Genomic DNA, 15,247 nt, shown 5'->3' with positions numbered 1-15,247 from the left:
TTCATGCTCCATGGCGGTAATGACGAGTTGCGGCTTGGCGGTGGATCACATGGTGCATTTCGCGAAGATCTGCGTTTTTCAGGAGTTTTTGATGGCGACGACCAGAATGACGTCAGATTTGCCTGGTTTCGCTGCGAAAATCCTCATCGCTTGTGCTTTGGGCGGGACTGCGGCGTCGGCGCATGCCGAACCGGACCTCGGCAAGAAGGCGTGCGCGCACGAAGCGAGGCAGTTGTGTCCGGCAGAAATGAACTCGCTCAGCCGGAAGCGGGTGGAGGCTTGCATGATCGCGAAGATCGAGCAAACCTCACCCATCTGTCATGCGGCCATGTTGCGCATAAAGGCCGAACGCGAGATTGCCATAAGGCGCTGAGGGCCTAAGCGGCTGCCCCGTAAAGGGCCTGTGACTCACTGCGAATTCTCACGATCAGCATCGCCGCATTCAGGAATGAAAAGGCGATCGCGACCAAAGTGAGCCCGAAAACGAGAGGCAGGATCGCGATTTCGCCGATCACTACGCAATAGTTTGGGTGCCGCAGAAACCGGAAAGGACCGTTGGTCACCAGCGGGAGGCCCGGAAGCACGATGATCCGTGTGGTCCAGCGCGCGCCAAGCGGCGCCAGAACCCAAACCCGCAAGGCCTGCAGCACCACGAAGATACCCAGCAGCACGAGGTTTACCGGCCTTCCGCCCACCGACAGCCACAAGACGATCAGCCATGACGCATGGAGCAGGACCATCGCCGGATAGTGCTCGCGTCCGATTTCGATGGCCCCCTGCGCGCGCAGCCGGCGCGTGTTACGCTCGGCGATCACCAGTTCGGCAAGCCGCTGCAGGGTGACAAGCGCCATGATGGCATAAGGCAGGCTCATGCTGCGCGCTTCAATGTCAACGTACTGGCAGTGAACCCCGGCCCGAGCGCGGTGAGCACTGAAAGCGGCGGAAGGCCTGCGTTGCGCGCGCGATCGAGCACAAAGAGCGCGGTCGGCGCAGACATGTTGCCATGCAGCCGCAGGACCTCGCGTTCGTGATCCAGCGAACCCTGGCCGAGCCCCAAGGCAGTTTCCATCGCATCGACCACCTTGGCCCCGCCTGGATGAACGATGAAGCGATCGACATCGCCGACATGGAGACCCTGCGGCTCCAGCAATTGCTTCATCGCCTCATGCATATGGCGCCGCGTAAACGCCGGGATGGCTTGATTGAGCACGACGCCCATGCCCCTGGACTCCATCTCCCAGCCCATGATGTCGAGCGTTTCGGGCCAGGTTTTCTCGGCGTTCCCGCAAAGCTGCACAAACCCTTCATCGCCGGATGTGACGACACAGGCGGCACCACCGTCGCCGAACAGGGCCGTGGCAATGATATCGGCCTTGCCGACATTGTCGGTGCGCAAGGCGAGGCTGCACAGTTCCACGGCCACGAACAATATGGTCGAACCCGGCGCGGCGCGGGCCAGTTTGGCCGCCAGACCAAGCCCCGTAACGCCGCCGGCGCAGCCCAAGCCGAACACGGGGACGCGAGCGACATCGCTGCGAAAGCCCATCCGGGCCATTGCGCGCGCTTCAAGGCTCGGTGTCGCGATGCCGGTTGATGAGACGGTGACGATCGTGTCAATCGCTTCGGCACCAAGCCCGGCTTCGGCGAGCGCGGCCTCTGCTGCCATGACGAAAAGATCGAGCGCAACTTCAAGGTACACTGCGGTCCGCTCGGTAAAGTCGCGCGGGGTGAGATACCATTCGACCGGCCTGGCAAGCTGGCGCTGTGCGATGCCCGCGTTGGCAAAAACCGATGTCATGCGTTCGAAGTCGCGAAAACTTCCTCCAAGCAGTGTGCGTGCCGTTTCGATGGCAACGTCTTGCGTCAGGATATGCGCAGGGGTGGCCGTCGCAAGTGCAAGAAGCGTTACCGGTCGAGTCATGTCCGTCCTGTCTGACCGGATCACCGGTATTATTGATCGCAGTAGGAACGAACCTCCGCCACGTTAGTTCCTTGGCGGATCACAAACATAAAATGCCCTTGATAAGCCAAGGTTGCCGCATGGACTATTTCCAGATGAACAATGATGACATGCCGTACGCTTCCGTGAAGACATGGATCGGCTTTCTGATCATGTCCCTTGGAATGTTCATGGCAATTCTGGACATCCAGATTGTCGCGGCCTCGCTCCCGGCTATCCGCAATGCGCTGGGGATTGCCCCGGATCAGATGGTCTGGGTGCAGACCGCATACCTCACGGCAGAAATCGTGGCCATTCCCCTGACGGGTTATTTCACCGGACTGCTGGGTATGCGCCGGCTGTTTGTGGCGGCTGTCTGTCTGTTCACAGCGGCATCTGTGGGCTGCGCGCAGAGCCAGAGTTTCGACACCTTGATTGCCTGGCGCATCGTACAGGGGTTTGCAGGCGGTACCCTGATACCGGCAGTGTTTTCAGCCGTGTTCCTGCTCTTTCCACCCCGGTCGCAGGCCTTGGCGACGACCATTGCCGGGGTTGCCGCCGTACTTGCGCCCACCGTCGGCCCGATCGTCGGCGGGTGGATCACCGAAAGCTGGTCTTGGCACTGGTTGTTCCGCATCAACATCGCGCCCGGTATCCTTGCGGCCATCGGTGCGACGATAACGCTGCGCGGCGGGATCGCCGACCAGCGGACGCCCCGCGCCTTCGATGTGATGGCGCTTGCCGCGCTGGCAGTCTCGCTGACGGCGTTCGAAATCGGGCTCAAAGACGCGCCAGCGCTCGGCTGGACTGCCCCACGCGTGCTGGGATTTCTGACCGTTAGCCTGATCGGGGCGGCCATCTTTGTCGGCAAGACATTGCGCTCCGCCTGGCCGCTGGTTGAGCTTAAATGCTTTCAGGACCGCAACTTCGCGATCGGCTGTGCGCTCAGTTTTGCGCTTGGCATTGGCCTGTTCGGCTCGACTTATCTCATGCCGTTTTTTCTGGGGCTGGTGCGTGAGCACGGCGCATTGCGGATCGGCGAGATCATGCTGGCCACGGGCATGGCCCAGCTTCTGGCAGCGCCGGTCGCCGTGATGCTCGAACGCCGGGTCGATGCGCGCTGGCTGAGCTTCGCCGGGTTTGCGCTCTTTGCAGCAGGCTTGCTGCTCAGCAGCCGTCAGACCCTTTCCACCGACGCAGCAGAGATGATGGTGCCGCAGATCATGCGCGGCGCGGCGATCATGTTCTGCCTGCTTCCGCCGACCCGGCTCGCGCTGGGCCAGCTCTCCGAACGGTTGGTTGCCGACGGCAGCGGACTGTTCAATCTGATGCGGAACCTGGGCGGCGCGGTCGGACTGGTGCTCATCGACACTGTCATTTTCAGCCGCAGCGCCGCAAATGCTGACGCCATCGTGGCCAAATTGCAATCTGGCGATGTCGGCACCGCAGTTGCGATCGGCATTCCCCGCAATGCGTTTCTCGAGCAGATCGGCCAACCACCAGACGAATTTGCGCAGGAAATGGTGCGTCCTCTGGTCGAGAAAGCGGCGCTTGTCGGCGCGGTCAACGATGCGTGGTTGATGATCGGGATCCTAACCGCACTCGCGGTGTTGCTTGTGTTGTTCGTGCGCAAACCGCCAACGCCAGTAGGGCTCTAAGGCTGCTCAGGGAGCGTCCGCAAGGCGTCGATAAGGCGCAAAAGCCGGCAGGGTTGCAGGATCAGCACAGCGATTTCCAAGGGGAGCCCCTGGCCCTGGCTGTAGTGGGTTGCATAGCTGACCGGCAATCCCGGCACGATGCGGTGCCGGGCGATTCTGCACCGACGGCGCGGCGTCTGCTTACCGTTGCCTCCGCCTCAGACGACGCGCATTTGCCGTTGCTATGGCGTGCACGGGCGCGAGCGCATCAGCGCCGACCCGCGCGGTCCGCTCCGACGCGGCGACAGTGAATTCGGCAGCGCGCGCTGCCAGCTCCAGCCATTCGCCAAGTGTCGGTGCGCGGCCGCGCGATGTTATCATGCCAAGATGCTGCGCCTCGGTCAGCACTGCCCGGTTCCACGCCAGCATCCCGCTCGCCAATGCTTCACCCGCATGCGAGAATGCGGTGATCTTCTCGGGCACCATCCGCCCGAGTTCAGCATGATCGGCCATCAGCGGATCGGCTAGCGCCGCACGCATGGTCGCCGTGCGCTTTTCGATGACGCTAAGCGAGGCGGCCAGAGTTTCGGCTGTGCGTATCGAAGAGCCGGCCATGATAGCCTGCGCTGCGACCAAGCGCGACCACGCGGTGAATGGGTTGATCATGGGTTCTCCTCAAGTTTCATCAAAGCCGGGCAGGCCAGTTGCGGTCTGCCAGCAGGGGTATTCGCCCGAAAGCAATGGCATCAAGCGTGAAGGTGATGGCATTGGCCCCGAAGTTGCACGAATCGCGCGCGACCCCTCGCAATTCCTCGTCGAGCCCAACCGAATTGCGCGATGCCACGACAATATAACTGATCGCGGCGCTTTCGAGGTCAATCAACGCTTCGACGCACTTGCCCAGCGGCACCCCGGCGCGATCAGTGACTGCCAGGCCATTGAGCCGGCTTGCGGCAACAAGCGACGGCCCTGGCGTATGTTTGCTATTGTCGGCAGCCGTCCTTGCACCATCCTGATACTTCGCTTCCCGCTCTAGCCAGCGCCAGACTGTAGATTTGCGCTGAGAATTGACCCGGGAGGGGCATAATTTCCACTGAGAAGTGACCCATGTTCTGACCTTCCCCCTGGCTGCCTGGTCGGGGGACATTGGAGTGATCGACATGGCTTTATTGAGCGTTATCCGGCGCTGGCACTTTCGTGATGAGATGCCGATCCGGGAGATCGAGCGACGCACAGGTTTGTCGCGCAACACGATCCGCAAGTACCTTCGTGCCGGGACAGTTGAACCCAAGTTCAAGGTTCCCGAGCGGCCGAGCAAGCTGGACCCGTTCGCCGAGAAGCTGTCGGGTTGGCTGCGGATCGAGGCAGGCAAGTCGCGCAAGCAGAAGCGCACGGCCAAGCAGATGCACGCCGACCTCGTCGCTTTGGGATATGAAGGATCCTACGGCCGGGTGGCGACGTTTGTGCGGGGCTGGAAGGCGGACCGGCAGCGTGATGCCCAGACCAGCGGGCGCGGCACGTTCGTGCCGTTGGTGTTCGAGGCTGGTGAAGCCTTCCAGTTCGACTGGAGCGAGGACTGGGCGGTGCTTGGTGGTGAGCGGGTCAAGCTGCAGGCCGCCCACACCAAGCTCTCGCACAGCAAGGCGTTCATCGTTCGGGCTTATCAGCTGCAGACCCACGAGATGTTGTTCGACGCGCTGACCCAAGCGTTCCGTGTGCTTGGCGGCGTTCCCCAGCGCGGGATCTTCGACAACATGAAGACTGCAGTCGACCGGATTGGTGTCGGCAAGGCGCGACAGGTCAACGCCCGCTTTGCCGCAATGGCCAGCCATTACCTGTTCGAGCCCGAGTTCTGCAACCCAGCCTCGGGGTGGGAGAAGGGACAGGTCGAGAAGAACGTGCAGGATGCGCGTCGCCGATTGTGGCAGCAGCTGCCGAGCTTCCCGGATATCGATGCGCTCAATGCCTGGCTCGAGGAACAGTGCATCACGCAATGGGGCGAGATCCAGCATGGCGGCTTGCCCGGCACCGTGGCCGACGTTCATGCCGCGGAGGTGGACAGCCTGATGCCGCTGGGGCGGCCCTTTGACGGATTTGTCGAGCACACCAAGCGGGTATCGCCGATCTGCCTCGTGCACTTTGAGCGCAATCGCTACAGCGTGCCCGCCTCGTTCGCCAACCGGCCGGTCAGCGTCAGGATTTATCCCGAGCGGATCGTCGTGGCCGCCGAGGGTCAGATCCTGTGCGAGCATTCCCGGATCATCGACCGGTCCCACCACACTGGCGGGCGGACGGTCTATGACTGGAGGCACTATCTGGCGGTGATCCAGCGCAAGCCGGGAGCGCTGCGCAATGGCGCACCGTTCGCCGAGATGCCCGAGGCCTTCAGGCAGCTGCAAAGCCAGCTCCTGCGCCGCCCCGGCGGCGATCGGGAGATGGCCGAGATCCTGGCGCTGGTGCTGCAGCATGACGAGCAGGCGGTGCTTTGCGCAGTCGAACTGGCGCTTGAGGCGGGCGTTGCCACCAAGACCCACGTCCTCAACCTTCTCCACCGCCTGACCGACGGGAAGGCACCTCCAGCATCCCCGATAGATGCGCCTCAGGCGCTGCGCCTTGCTCAGGAGCCTCTGGCCAATGTCGGGCGCTATGATGCCCTACGCGATGGAGGGCTGCGTCATGCGTCATGATCCTGCCAGCGCCGCTGTTGTTGTCATGCTCAAGGCGCTGAAGATGTACGGCATGGCCCAGGCGGTCGGCGACCTTATCGAGCAAGGCGCGCCGGCCTTCGACGCGGCCGTGCCGATCGTCTCCCAGTTGCTCAAGGCCGAGATGGCCGAACGCGAGGTTCGCTCGATCGCCTACCAAATCAAGGCAGCCCGGTTCCCCGCCTACAAGGATCTGGCCGGGTTCGACTTTGCCGCCAGCGAGGTCAACGAAGCACTGGTCCGGCAACTCCACCGCGGCGAGTTCATCGATGGTGCCGATAATGTCGTTCTGATAGGCGGGCCCGGCACCGGCAAGAGTCACATCGCGACCGCGCTCGGCGTCCAGGCGACCGAGCATCATCGCAAGAAGGTCCGGTTCTTTGCCACAGTCGATCTGGTCAATGCCCTCGAGCAGGAAAAGGCCATGAACAAGGCGGGCCAGCTTGCCGAGCGCCTGCTGCGCCTCGACCTCATCATCCTCGACGAGCTGGGCTACCTTCCGTTCAGTCCATCAGGCGGTGCACTGCTGTTCCATCTGCTCAGCAAACTCTACGAGCGCACCAGCGTCGTCATCACCACCAATCTCAGCTTCAGCGAATGGGCCCAGGTATTCGGCGATGCCAAGATGACCACCGCACTACTCGATAGGCTCACCCACCACTGCCACATCCTCGAAACAGGAAATGACAGCTTCCGCTTCAGGGCCAGTTCCGCTGTCCCCAAATCCAGAAAGGAAAAATCACCGGCTTGACCTACGTCCCGTACAGCGGGACATAACTTCCACCCGGGTCAATTCTCGATGAAAATCCCGGGTCAATTCTCAACGCAAATCTACACACCGCGAGCCGGGTTTCGTGAGCCAGTGCGCCAAGCGCATCGACAGCCCAGACCTGTGCGTTGAGATCGTCCATCACATCCACCTTTCGAGAATGATGGAAATACCTTCCGCAACTGCCAAGTCAATCGACATTTCGAAAATCGTCGAATCGACAGGCTCTGTTGACCTGCGTCAAAGCGCATATGCGGATGAAGGCATATGCAGGGTTCATGGATAAGCGCATCAATGACCTGCTCACCGCTCTGTCGGAACCAACGCGCCTGCGCGCTTTGCACATCATCTGGGATGGCGATGAGCATTGTGTCTGCGAGCTGATGGACCGCTTGGGCGCTACCCAATCCCGCATGTCGCGGCATATGGCGCGACTCAAGGCGGCGGGGCTGCTGACCGACCGGCGCGACGCGCAGTGGGTGCGCTATCGCCGCAATCCCAATCTCCCGGCGGCATCGGTGGCCATTGTCGATGCCATCTTATCCGCTCTGCCCGCGCTTCCCGCTGCACAACGCCAGAAGAAGGCCGCCTGATATGAATGCCATCGCCTCAAGCCTGGGGCAGGCCCGCAAGTCGTAAGGCATCTGGTTTGCCGGGATCGCCATCTTCGTGGCCTTCTGGTTCACAATCTACAACCAGCTGCTGCCCTTTGCGCGGTGGCTGGTTACACAGCTGCCGATCGCCCCCGGCAGTCACCTTGCTTCATCGGTGGAATTCTTCTTCTTCGACACGCCCAAGGTGCTGATGCTGCTGACGCTGGTGGTGTTTGCGATGGGCGTGGTGCGCACCTTCTTCTCGCCCGAACGCACCCGCGCGCTGCTGGCGGGCAAGCGCGAGGGGCTGGGCAACATCGCCGCCGCGCACCTCGGCATTGTCACCCCGTTTTGCTCCTGCTCGGCTGTGCCGCTGTTTGTCGGGTTCGTTTCGGCGGGTGTGCCGCTCGGCGTCACCTTCTCGTTTCTGATCGCCGCGCCCATGGTCAACGAGATCGCGCTGGGCCTGCTGTTCGCGCTGGTGGGCTGGAAAGTGGCGCTGACCTATCTCGCCTTCGGCCTGTCCATCGCGATCATCTCAGGCTGGGTGATCGGTCGCCTGCATCTGGAAGGCTGGCTCGAACCCTGGGTGCGTGAGGTTCGTGCGGGCACGGTCGATCTGGAAGGCGAGCATCTGACATGGGTCGACAGGTTCGAGGCCGGTTGGGATGCAGTGAAGGAGATCGTCGGCAAGGTCTGGTATTGGATCATTGCCGGTATCGCCGCCGGTGCCTTCATCCACGGCTATGTGCCCGCAGAGCTGCTTTCCAGTATAATGGGCGCAGATCGCTGGTGGTCAGTGCCCGCCGCCGTGCTGCTGGGCATCCCGATGTATTCCAATGCCGCCGGAATAATCCCCGTGATCGAAGCGCTGCTCGGCAAAGGCGCGGCGCTCGGCACGGTCCTCGCCTTCATGATGTCGGTGATCGCGCTGTCGCTTCCTGAAATGATTATCCTGCGCAAGGTGCTGAGCCTCAAACTGATCGCGGTGTTTGTTGCCGTGGTTGGCACCGGCATCCTTGGCGTGGGTTACCTGTTCAACGCTCTGTTTTCCTAAAAAGGATCAATCCCCATGAAAGACATCAAAGTGCTCGGCCCCGGCTGCAAGCGGTGCCAGACGACCGAAGACATGGTGAAGGCCGCCGCTGCCGCGCTGGGCATCGCGGCGACTGTCGAGAAGATCACCGACTACGCCGCGATGGCAAAGTACGGCATCGCCTCAACGCCGGGCATCGTGATCGACGGCAAGGTCGTTCATGCCGGTGGCCTGCCGAAGGAAGATGACCTCAAGCGCTGGCTTCAGGCCTGAGGGCTTGGAGACCCACGACATTATCATTATCGGTGGCGGCCAGATGGGGCTGTCGCTGGGCTATTATCCGTGACACGTACGAGGCTGGGCCCCCGCACTTTGTAGTCTTTCCAACCGGGCTGCCGGAAATCCGTCCGGGAACTTCACAAAGCCGTGCATCGACGGAAGGTTGGAGATGTCGTCGGGGAAGACGAGTTCGGCCACCTGAGTGCGCGGAGTGAACAATCATGCCTGGAACGGAAGCGGTTTGCTCGTCCGGCGGCATCCCTGCTTCTGATGGCTATTTGCTCCCCATTCCGGAACAAGGCCGGATTTGGTCGGAAAATTGGACGCGAAACTCATGGCCGCACGGCCAGGCGGCACCCCCTGAAATACCAAAGATTCAGGCACTTCCAAGATGAGCGCTAAAGACCGGAAACAGGCTTCAGTCCCTCTTGACGGAAGCACACCGAACGCGACTTGTCGCTGGCGGTAAGTATTTAGAATAGTGATTAAAATTTGTGATTTCGATCCCTTTGGTGCTTTTCCGTCACTTTGACCTACAGGGCCGCGTAGCACGTCAGTCTACAGTGCGGGGAGGCAAAGACGGCAGGGTTCCTTGCCTTCAATGTTCTTGACATGTTCCAAATGCCAACGTAATCTGCTCATCACTTTCGCAGAGTGACCAGGCTCCTTCATTTGAAGGAATCTGTCGAATGTCACGTCCCAAATGTCTCCAAGCCTACGTCTCTGACGAGCTTGCTACTCGTGCCCGCGCAGCAGCTTCTGCCAACGGGCTCGCGCTCAGCGAATGGCTGCGCACAGTCATTGTCCGCGCCTGCGATAACGACCTCTCGGTCGCCAGTGATCGCAGCGTCATGCTCCGGCTATACCGCCAGTCGCTCTTCGCCATGGTTGGGGTTGATGCCCTCCTCGCGGGCCATAGCGATCATGCTTTGCGCGAGCGTGTGCATACCGCTTTCGCTGCCCGCTGCCGCGCCGCCGGTGTCGCTGAAACGACCGACGAGGGAGGCAGCCATGAAGCGTGACCTCGGCAATTTCACTCGCGGCAGCCAGCTTATCGAGCACTTCGGCTTCATGTTCGCAGCGGGCCTGAAAGGCCCGCTGATCATTTCCCTCATCGTTATGTGCTGGATAACCTGGTGGACCGTCTCGGAAGGCATGTCCGACCACGAAGTCTACCTCGCGTGGATGCATGTCTACGGCGTCGGCTACCGCTTCATGGAGTTCGATCCGGCGCACGATGTGACCGTCAGGACCGCGTGGGGACGGAACGTGACCTTTCCCATTTCGCTGCTCGATATCTACCCGCCGGTGGTGCACGCGTGGCATCATCTGCTGAAGCTGGTCGGCATCGCTCTGGCCTGGTCGACCGTGATCCTTGTGCCGGTGTTTGTGGTGTGGGTCTGGTTCGCCTCGCGGTTTGGCGGCAAGGCCAAGGAGCGCCAGCATGAGCGCGGCGCCAAGCTGACGAGTCTCCGCGATCTCGAAACCCGGATCCGGAGGCACAACAAGGCGGAGCAACGCAAGGAGTGGAGCGCGAAGCTCGGCAACGAGTGGCGCTTTTGCAGTGCGGCACAACTCGCCCGCGCGTTCCCCTATCGGCCTTCGAGCATTGCCGGGGTGACCTATCCCTGGCGGCTCGAACAGAGCCACGCCATGCTCATCGGCACCACCGGCATGGGCAAGACCGTAGCGCTCTCGGACATGATCGAGGAGGCCCGGGAGCGCGGACATCGCGCGGTGATTTTTGACCTCACCGGACACTTCATCGAGCACTTCTACGATGCCTCGCGCGACGTAATCCTCAATCCGCTCGATGCGCGCTGCCCGCGCTGGAGCGTGTTCGATGAGTGCCGCGACGAGGCCGAGTTCACGGCCGCTGCCGAGGCGCTGGTGCCCCATGATGGGGGCGGCTCCGAGCAATTCTGGGTGCTGGCCGCGCGCCTGCTGTTCGTCGAGATGTGCCTCAAGCTTCGCGCCCGCGGCGCCGACAGCAACGACGCTCTTGCGCGTGAGCTGATGACGGCAGACCTCGCCCAAGTGCACAAGCTCATGCGCGGCACGATCGCCGATCCCCTAACCGCGCCAGAGGCCGCGCGTATGGCAGAATCGATCCGCGCGGTGTTCAATGCCAACGCCAAGGCGCTCAAGATGCTCCCCCGAAAGGGGAAGCCTTTCTCGATGCGCAAATGGATCGAGAGCACCGATGACGGTGGTGGGTTCGTCTTCATTTCGGCTCGCTACGTCGATCTCAGCGTGTGCTCGCAGCTCCTCACCGTCTGGCTGGACCTGGCGATGAACACGCTGATGACCCTCGATCGCACCCGCGACCTGCGCATCTGGTTCTTCATCGACGAACTGGGGGCGCTCCACCGCCTCCCTGCGCTCGAGAAGGGCCTCCAGACCGCGCGCAACTTCGGCGGCGCGATCGTCACCGGCATCCACGCCTATGCGAAGCTCAAGGAGGTCTACGGCGACAACATGGCAATGACCTTGTCCTCGCTCGCCCGAACCAAACTCGTTCTTGGGACCGGCGATGCCGACACCGCCACATGGTGCTCCGACTTCATCGGCCAGCGGGAGGTGCGGGACATGGACGAGGGCTACACCTACGGTTTCAACAATGCCCGTGATGCCGTCAGCCTGACCACGCGGCGGCATATCCAACGGCTGCTCCTTCCCGACGACATCAAGGACCTGCCTCGCCTTGTCGGGTACCTCAAGTTTCCCGATGGCTTTCCCGCAGCGGAGGTCAAACTCACGCCGGTCGACCGTCCGATGCGTTCGAAAGCGTTCATTCGCAGGGCAGCTGATCCCTTCCCGAATCGGCCGATTGCGCGAGAATTGGCTGATGGAAGCACCGGCGAGGACTGGACGGGATCCTCGGCTCAGGAGCACCCGTCATCCAATGATGATGGTGCGGGCAGAAGGCTCGAACCGCGCCAGGGTCTGCTGCCGCTTGTTCCCCGCGAGCCGGAGAACGGTGAGGGTGACGAGCGCGTCCAGCATCGCGGCAGTCTGACGGATCAGGCCGCTGATATCTGTCTGGCGAAGGGGGATGCTACCAGCCCAGGTGTGCCGCGCGAGGGTCAATCGGCAGACGAGATGGCGGGCGTTCAAGGTGCAGGGTCTGTGCCGACCCGCGGTACCAGCCCGGAAGCTGCGAAGGCCAGTGGCGACAGTGAACTGCCGGACAAGTCGGCGCCAATCTATGGCAGGTCGTCGGCAACTGACACCAATCCGGCGCAATCAGATCAGCCCCTTTCAGAAGCACCCCTGGCGCTGACCGACCCCCGCCGGATGGCACTCGAAGGGGACGCATCTGAGGTGCGTCATACACCTCGCGAGGCTCGCGATGTCGGAGAGTTCGACATCGAGATCTGAAGCGTCAGCTTCCTCTAATCGAGGTCCCTGCCCATGCTGTCCGTTGCCAATGTCCGAACTGCCGGTGGAGCTGCCCGCTATTTTGCCGCCGACAACTACTACACCCGCGCTGATGCCGATCGTTCGGGCGAATGGTTCGGTAAGGGCGCGGACAAGCTGGGGCTGTCGGGTGAAGTCGATGCCAAAACCTTCGAGGCCATTCTCAAGGGGTTTCTGCCCGATGGAACCCGCCTTGGCACCGACAAGCGCGAGCATCGGGCAGGGACCGACCTAACCTTCTCGATGCCCAAGAGCTGGTCGCTGCTCGCCCTCGTGGGCGGCGACCGGCGCATCCTTGAGGCCTATACCGAGGCGGTCAAAGAGACGCTCGCGTGGGCCGAACGCAACCTTGCCGAGACCCGGATCGAGGCGAGGGGCAAGGACAAGGCCGTCGCCACAGGCAACCTCACCGTCGCCCTCTTCATGCACGATACCAACCGCAATCAGGAACCTAATGCCCACATTCACGCGGTGGTCGCCAATGCGACGCAGGGTCCGGACGGCAAATGGCGCGCCCTGCGCAATGACAAGGTGTGGGAGCACAATACCCTGCTCAACGCCATGACGATGGCCCGCTTCCGGATCTCGGTCGAGCGCCTCGGCTATGAGGTTGGCGAGATCGGCAAGCACGGCAACTTCGAAGCGGTCGGCGTGCCGAAATCCGTACGCGATGCCTTCAGCTCGCGCCGCGCAGAAATCCTCGGCCAACTGGAGGGGATGGCCTCGCGCAGCCTCGCCGCGCGCAGTGCCGCGAACCTCATGACCCGCTCGGAAAAGAGTACGGTGGAGGACCGTTCCGCGCTGGTGAGCGCTTGGAAGGAAAAGGCAAAATCCATCGGCTTCGATCCTTCTGCTGTCATGGCGAGGGCGAATGCGCGCGCGGCGCAGGGCCTTGGCGAGGTCGGCAAGCTGACCTCGATCGTGCGCGGGACCGTTATCAGGGCGCAGGACCTTGCGGCCGCACTCGCCGAGCGCTTTGGGCTCAGGGAAGGCGATCCGCTGATGCCTCAGGATCTCGCCAAGCGGTCGCCCGAACAGGTCGCGGCAGCCCACGCTGTGGCGTCTGCGGTGCGGCATCTCGCCGAGCGCGAAGCGGCGTTCTTGAAAGTCGATCTCTACCGCGCAGCGCTGGGTTTTGGCCTTCCCGCAGCCTTGCCGGCGATCGAGCAGCGGGTGCAGCAGCTGGTCCGGCAGGGCGCGCTGCAACGCGGTGCCGGGGTCAGCCAGGGCATGCTGACCACGAAAGACGCGGTCGCATCCGAGCAGCGCATCGTGGCCGCCGTGGATGAGGGCAGGGGGAAGGCATCGCCGATCATCACCGCCGATGCGGCCGGTGCGCGGCTGCAGAGCCTCTCGCAGATGCGGTATGGCATCAAGCTCAATGCCGGGCAGGAGGCTGCCGGACGTCTGCTGCTGGGTTCGACCAACCGGATTGTTGCGATTCAGGGCGTCGCCGGCGCCGGCAAGAGTACGGTGCTCAAGCCTGTGGCCGACATCCTGCGCGAGGAGGGCAGGGTGGTGCTGGGCCTCGCCGTGCAGAACACTCTGGTGCAGATGCTCGAGCGCGACACCGGCATCCCGTCGATGACCGTCGCGCGGTTTCTGCGCCGCCATCAGGACCTGCTGGAGGGTGGTGATCCAGCCCGTCTCGCCGAGGCCCGGGCGGATATGAAAGGCGCCGTGAACCTGCTCGACGAGGCCTCGATGGTCGGCAACGCCGACAAGGAAAAACTGGTCCTTCTCGCCAATCTTCTCGGTGTCGACCGGTTCGCCAGCATCGGCGACCGCAAGCAACTGGGTGCAGTCGATGCGGGTAAGCCCTTCGATGTCATGCAGCGCTCCGGCATCGAAACAGCGACGATGGATGCCAACATCCGCGCCCGCACCAAGGCCTTGCGTGCTGCGCAGCAGGCAGCTCAGGGCGGGCGGATCGATGACGCGCTACGGCACCTCGGCAAGAATGTCGTCGAGGTCGGTGAAGGGGCAGCGATCGAGGCGGCGGCGGCGTGGCTCTCGCTTGCGCCTGTCGAGCGCGAGCGAACTGCGATCTATGCCTCTGGCCGTGCTCTGCGCAGCGAGGTCAATGCCGCTGTTCAGACCGGGCTAAAGGCCAATGGCGAACTGGGTCAGACGGTACTGAGGCTGGACGTGCTCTCACGCGTCAACACAACGCGCGAGGAGCTGCGCTATGCATCCAGCTATCGCCCGGGGATGGTCGCCGTATTCGACCGCGACAATCGGGCGCAAAAGCTAGGGAAGGGGACATACACGGTCATCGAGAGTGACCGGCAGCGGGGGTCGGTGACCTTGGAGGATGCAGGCGGGAAGCACACAGTGCTGAAGGTCGATCGCCTTCGTCCCAATGGTGACTACGATCCGCTACGGCTGTTCGAAGTCAAGCGCCTGGACCTCCATGCAGGAGACCGCATTCGCTGGACTGAGACCGACCACAGACGAGGGCTCATCAATGCCGACCAGGCGCGTATCACCGCGATCGGCCGGGATACAGTATCGCTGGTGACCTCGACGGGCATTGCGCATGATCTGCCGGCCAGCGATCCGATGCTGAAGCGGCTTGATCTGGCTTATGCGCTCAATGCCCATATGGCGCAGGGGCTCATGTGTGGACGACCTCCGCGGCGCAAGAGCTTTTCGGCATTGATGACTTCGGTCGGGTGCATCCATGTGTTCGGCCTGTTCGCGCAGCACCGCATGGCTGCTGGCCCTGATGAAGTCCGCAGGCTGGCTCCCTAATCACGTCATCGCGCTCGAAGCGCTGTGACCCCCTGGGTTTCACCAACCCCCGGTCTGACCGGTTCGTCATCACTACTAAGCTGCTCCAACGCATCCCATCACGCGATTATCGAGT

13 protein-coding genes and 1 pseudogene are annotated in these 15,247 nt (G+C 62.4%); 9 read left to right on the top strand and 5 right to left on the bottom strand.

Features of this window, described 5'->3' with window-relative positions; genetic code table 11:
- The first annotated feature begins 10 nt into the window (after nucleotides 1–10).
- Entirely contained in the window at nucleotides 11–373 is a 363-nt protein-coding gene (locus ACO06X_RS04665; protein ID WP_421838813.1) for a hypothetical protein, read from the top strand.
- A 4-nt stretch (nucleotides 374–377) separates the two neighbouring features.
- Here ACO06X_RS04665 and ACO06X_RS04660 read toward each other — a convergent pair whose 3' ends face one another.
- Nucleotides 378–872 (bottom strand): isoprenylcysteine carboxyl methyltransferase family protein, encoded by a 495-nt coding sequence (locus ACO06X_RS04660; RefSeq protein WP_421838812.1) that lies wholly within the window; start codon nucleotides 870–872, stop codon nucleotides 378–380.
- The gene (locus tag ACO06X_RS04655; RefSeq protein ID WP_421838811.1) at nucleotides 869–1,798 is read right to left on the bottom strand and encodes a type III polyketide synthase; all 930 of its coding nucleotides are present in this window, start codon (nucleotides 1,796–1,798) and stop codon (nucleotides 869–871) included. Before ACO06X_RS04655 ends, ACO06X_RS04660 begins: the two co-directional genes overlap by 4 nt.
- 242 nt (nucleotides 1,799–2,040) lie before the next feature.
- Here ACO06X_RS04655 and ACO06X_RS04650 point away from each other — a divergent pair, with 242 nt between their 5' ends.
- Nucleotides 2,041–3,597: a DHA2 family efflux MFS transporter permease subunit gene (locus ACO06X_RS04650; protein WP_421838810.1), complete on the top strand. Its 1,557-nt coding sequence runs from the start codon at nucleotides 2,041–2,043 to the stop codon at nucleotides 3,595–3,597.
- Between the two features lie 180 nt (nucleotides 3,598–3,777).
- On the opposite strand, the gene ACO06X_RS04645 is transcribed toward ACO06X_RS04650, so the two are convergent.
- On the bottom strand, nucleotides 3,778–4,242 hold the full coding sequence (locus ACO06X_RS04645) for a hypothetical protein (protein ID WP_421838809.1): 465 nt from the start codon (nucleotides 4,240–4,242) through the stop codon (nucleotides 3,778–3,780).
- Between the two features lie 19 nt (nucleotides 4,243–4,261).
- Nucleotides 4,262–4,738 (bottom strand): hypothetical protein, encoded by a 477-nt coding sequence (locus tag ACO06X_RS04640; protein WP_421838808.1) that lies wholly within the window; start codon nucleotides 4,736–4,738, stop codon nucleotides 4,262–4,264.
- Between ACO06X_RS04640 and istA the strand changes: the two genes are divergently transcribed.
- The 5 genes from istA to ACO06X_RS04615 all read left to right on the top strand — a co-directional run bounded on the left by istA (nucleotide 4,737) and on the right by ACO06X_RS04615 (nucleotide 8,952).
- The gene (istA, locus tag ACO06X_RS04635; protein WP_421836316.1) at nucleotides 4,737–6,263 is read left to right on the top strand and encodes an IS21 family transposase; all 1,527 of its coding nucleotides are present in this window, start codon (nucleotides 4,737–4,739) and stop codon (nucleotides 6,261–6,263) included. The genes ACO06X_RS04640 and istA overlap by 2 nt on opposite strands.
- Nucleotides 6,253–7,032, top strand: coding sequence for an IS21-like element helper ATPase IstB (gene istB / locus ACO06X_RS04630; RefSeq protein WP_421839854.1), 780 nt, complete (start codon nucleotides 6,253–6,255; stop codon nucleotides 7,030–7,032). Before istA ends, istB begins: the two co-directional genes overlap by 11 nt.
- A gap of 248 nt (nucleotides 7,033–7,280) precedes the next feature.
- Nucleotides 7,281–7,643 carry an ArsR/SmtB family transcription factor gene (locus ACO06X_RS04625; protein WP_421838807.1) on the top strand — a complete coding sequence of 121 codons (363 nt, stop codon included), beginning with the start codon at nucleotides 7,281–7,283 and terminating at the stop codon, nucleotides 7,641–7,643.
- A 76-nt stretch (nucleotides 7,644–7,719) separates the two neighbouring features.
- Nucleotides 7,720–8,700, top strand: coding sequence for a permease (locus ACO06X_RS04620; protein ID WP_421838806.1), 981 nt, complete (start codon nucleotides 7,720–7,722; stop codon nucleotides 8,698–8,700).
- 15 nt (nucleotides 8,701–8,715) lie between these two features.
- Entirely contained in the window at nucleotides 8,716–8,952 is a 237-nt protein-coding gene (locus tag ACO06X_RS04615) for a thioredoxin family protein (protein WP_421838805.1), read from the top strand.
- Nucleotides 8,953–9,060: 108 nt separating this feature from the next.
- On the opposite strand, the pseudogene ACO06X_RS04610 reads toward ACO06X_RS04615, so the two are convergent.
- Nucleotides 9,061–9,171 (bottom strand): annotated as a pseudogene (locus ACO06X_RS04610) (type IV secretion system DNA-binding domain-containing protein); the annotation flags it as partial.
- A gap of 798 nt (nucleotides 9,172–9,969) precedes the next feature.
- Between ACO06X_RS04610 and ACO06X_RS04605 the strand changes: the two are divergent.
- Both ACO06X_RS04605 and mobF read left to right on the top strand, forming a co-directional pair.
- Nucleotides 9,970–12,339, top strand: coding sequence for a type IV secretion system DNA-binding domain-containing protein (locus ACO06X_RS04605; RefSeq protein WP_421839853.1), 2,370 nt, complete (start codon nucleotides 9,970–9,972; stop codon nucleotides 12,337–12,339).
- A gap of 33 nt (nucleotides 12,340–12,372) precedes the next feature.
- Nucleotides 12,373–15,132, top strand: a complete 2,760-nt coding sequence (gene mobF / locus ACO06X_RS04600) for a MobF family relaxase (protein ID WP_421838804.1) — start codon at nucleotides 12,373–12,375, stop codon at nucleotides 15,130–15,132.
- Nucleotides 15,133–15,247 lie beyond the last annotated feature (115 nt).

The sequence above is a fragment of the Novosphingobium sp. genome (genome assembly GCF_965229225.1).
GTDB lineage: Bacteria > Pseudomonadota > Alphaproteobacteria > Sphingomonadales > Sphingomonadaceae > Novosphingobium.
The sequence above is the reverse complement of the archived record's forward strand: the minus strand, read 5'-3'. Positions and strand labels throughout refer to the sequence as shown.

Bases quoted from the DNA above. Each gene is read 5' to 3' on its own strand.
- ACO06X_RS04665 (WP_421838813.1), top strand. From the start codon at position 11: ATGGCGGTAATGACGAGTTGCGGCTTGGCGGTGGATCACATGGTGCAT.
- ACO06X_RS04660 (WP_421838812.1), bottom strand. From the start codon at position 872: ATGAGCCTGCCTTATGCCATCATGGCGCTTGTCACCCTGCAGCGGCTT.
- ACO06X_RS04655 (WP_421838811.1), bottom strand. From the start codon at position 1,798: ATGACATCGGTTTTTGCCAACGCGGGCATCGCACAGCGCCAGCTTGCC.
- ACO06X_RS04650 (WP_421838810.1), top strand. From the start codon at position 2,041: ATGGACTATTTCCAGATGAACAATGATGACATGCCGTACGCTTCCGTG.
- ACO06X_RS04645 (WP_421838809.1), bottom strand. From the start codon at position 4,242: ATGATCAACCCATTCACCGCGTGGTCGCGCTTGGTCGCAGCGCAGGCT.
- istA (WP_421836316.1), top strand. From the start codon at position 4,737: ATGGCTTTATTGAGCGTTATCCGGCGCTGGCACTTTCGTGATGAGATG.
- ACO06X_RS04640 (WP_421838808.1), bottom strand. From the start codon at position 4,738: ATGTCGATCACTCCAATGTCCCCCGACCAGGCAGCCAGGGGGAAGGTC.
- istB (WP_421839854.1), top strand. From the start codon at position 6,253: ATGCGTCATGATCCTGCCAGCGCCGCTGTTGTTGTCATGCTCAAGGCG.
- ACO06X_RS04615 (WP_421838805.1), top strand. From the start codon at position 8,716: ATGAAAGACATCAAAGTGCTCGGCCCCGGCTGCAAGCGGTGCCAGACG.
- ACO06X_RS04605 (WP_421839853.1), top strand. From the start codon at position 9,970: ATGAAGCGTGACCTCGGCAATTTCACTCGCGGCAGCCAGCTTATCGAG.
- mobF (WP_421838804.1), top strand. From the start codon at position 12,373: ATGCTGTCCGTTGCCAATGTCCGAACTGCCGGTGGAGCTGCCCGCTAT.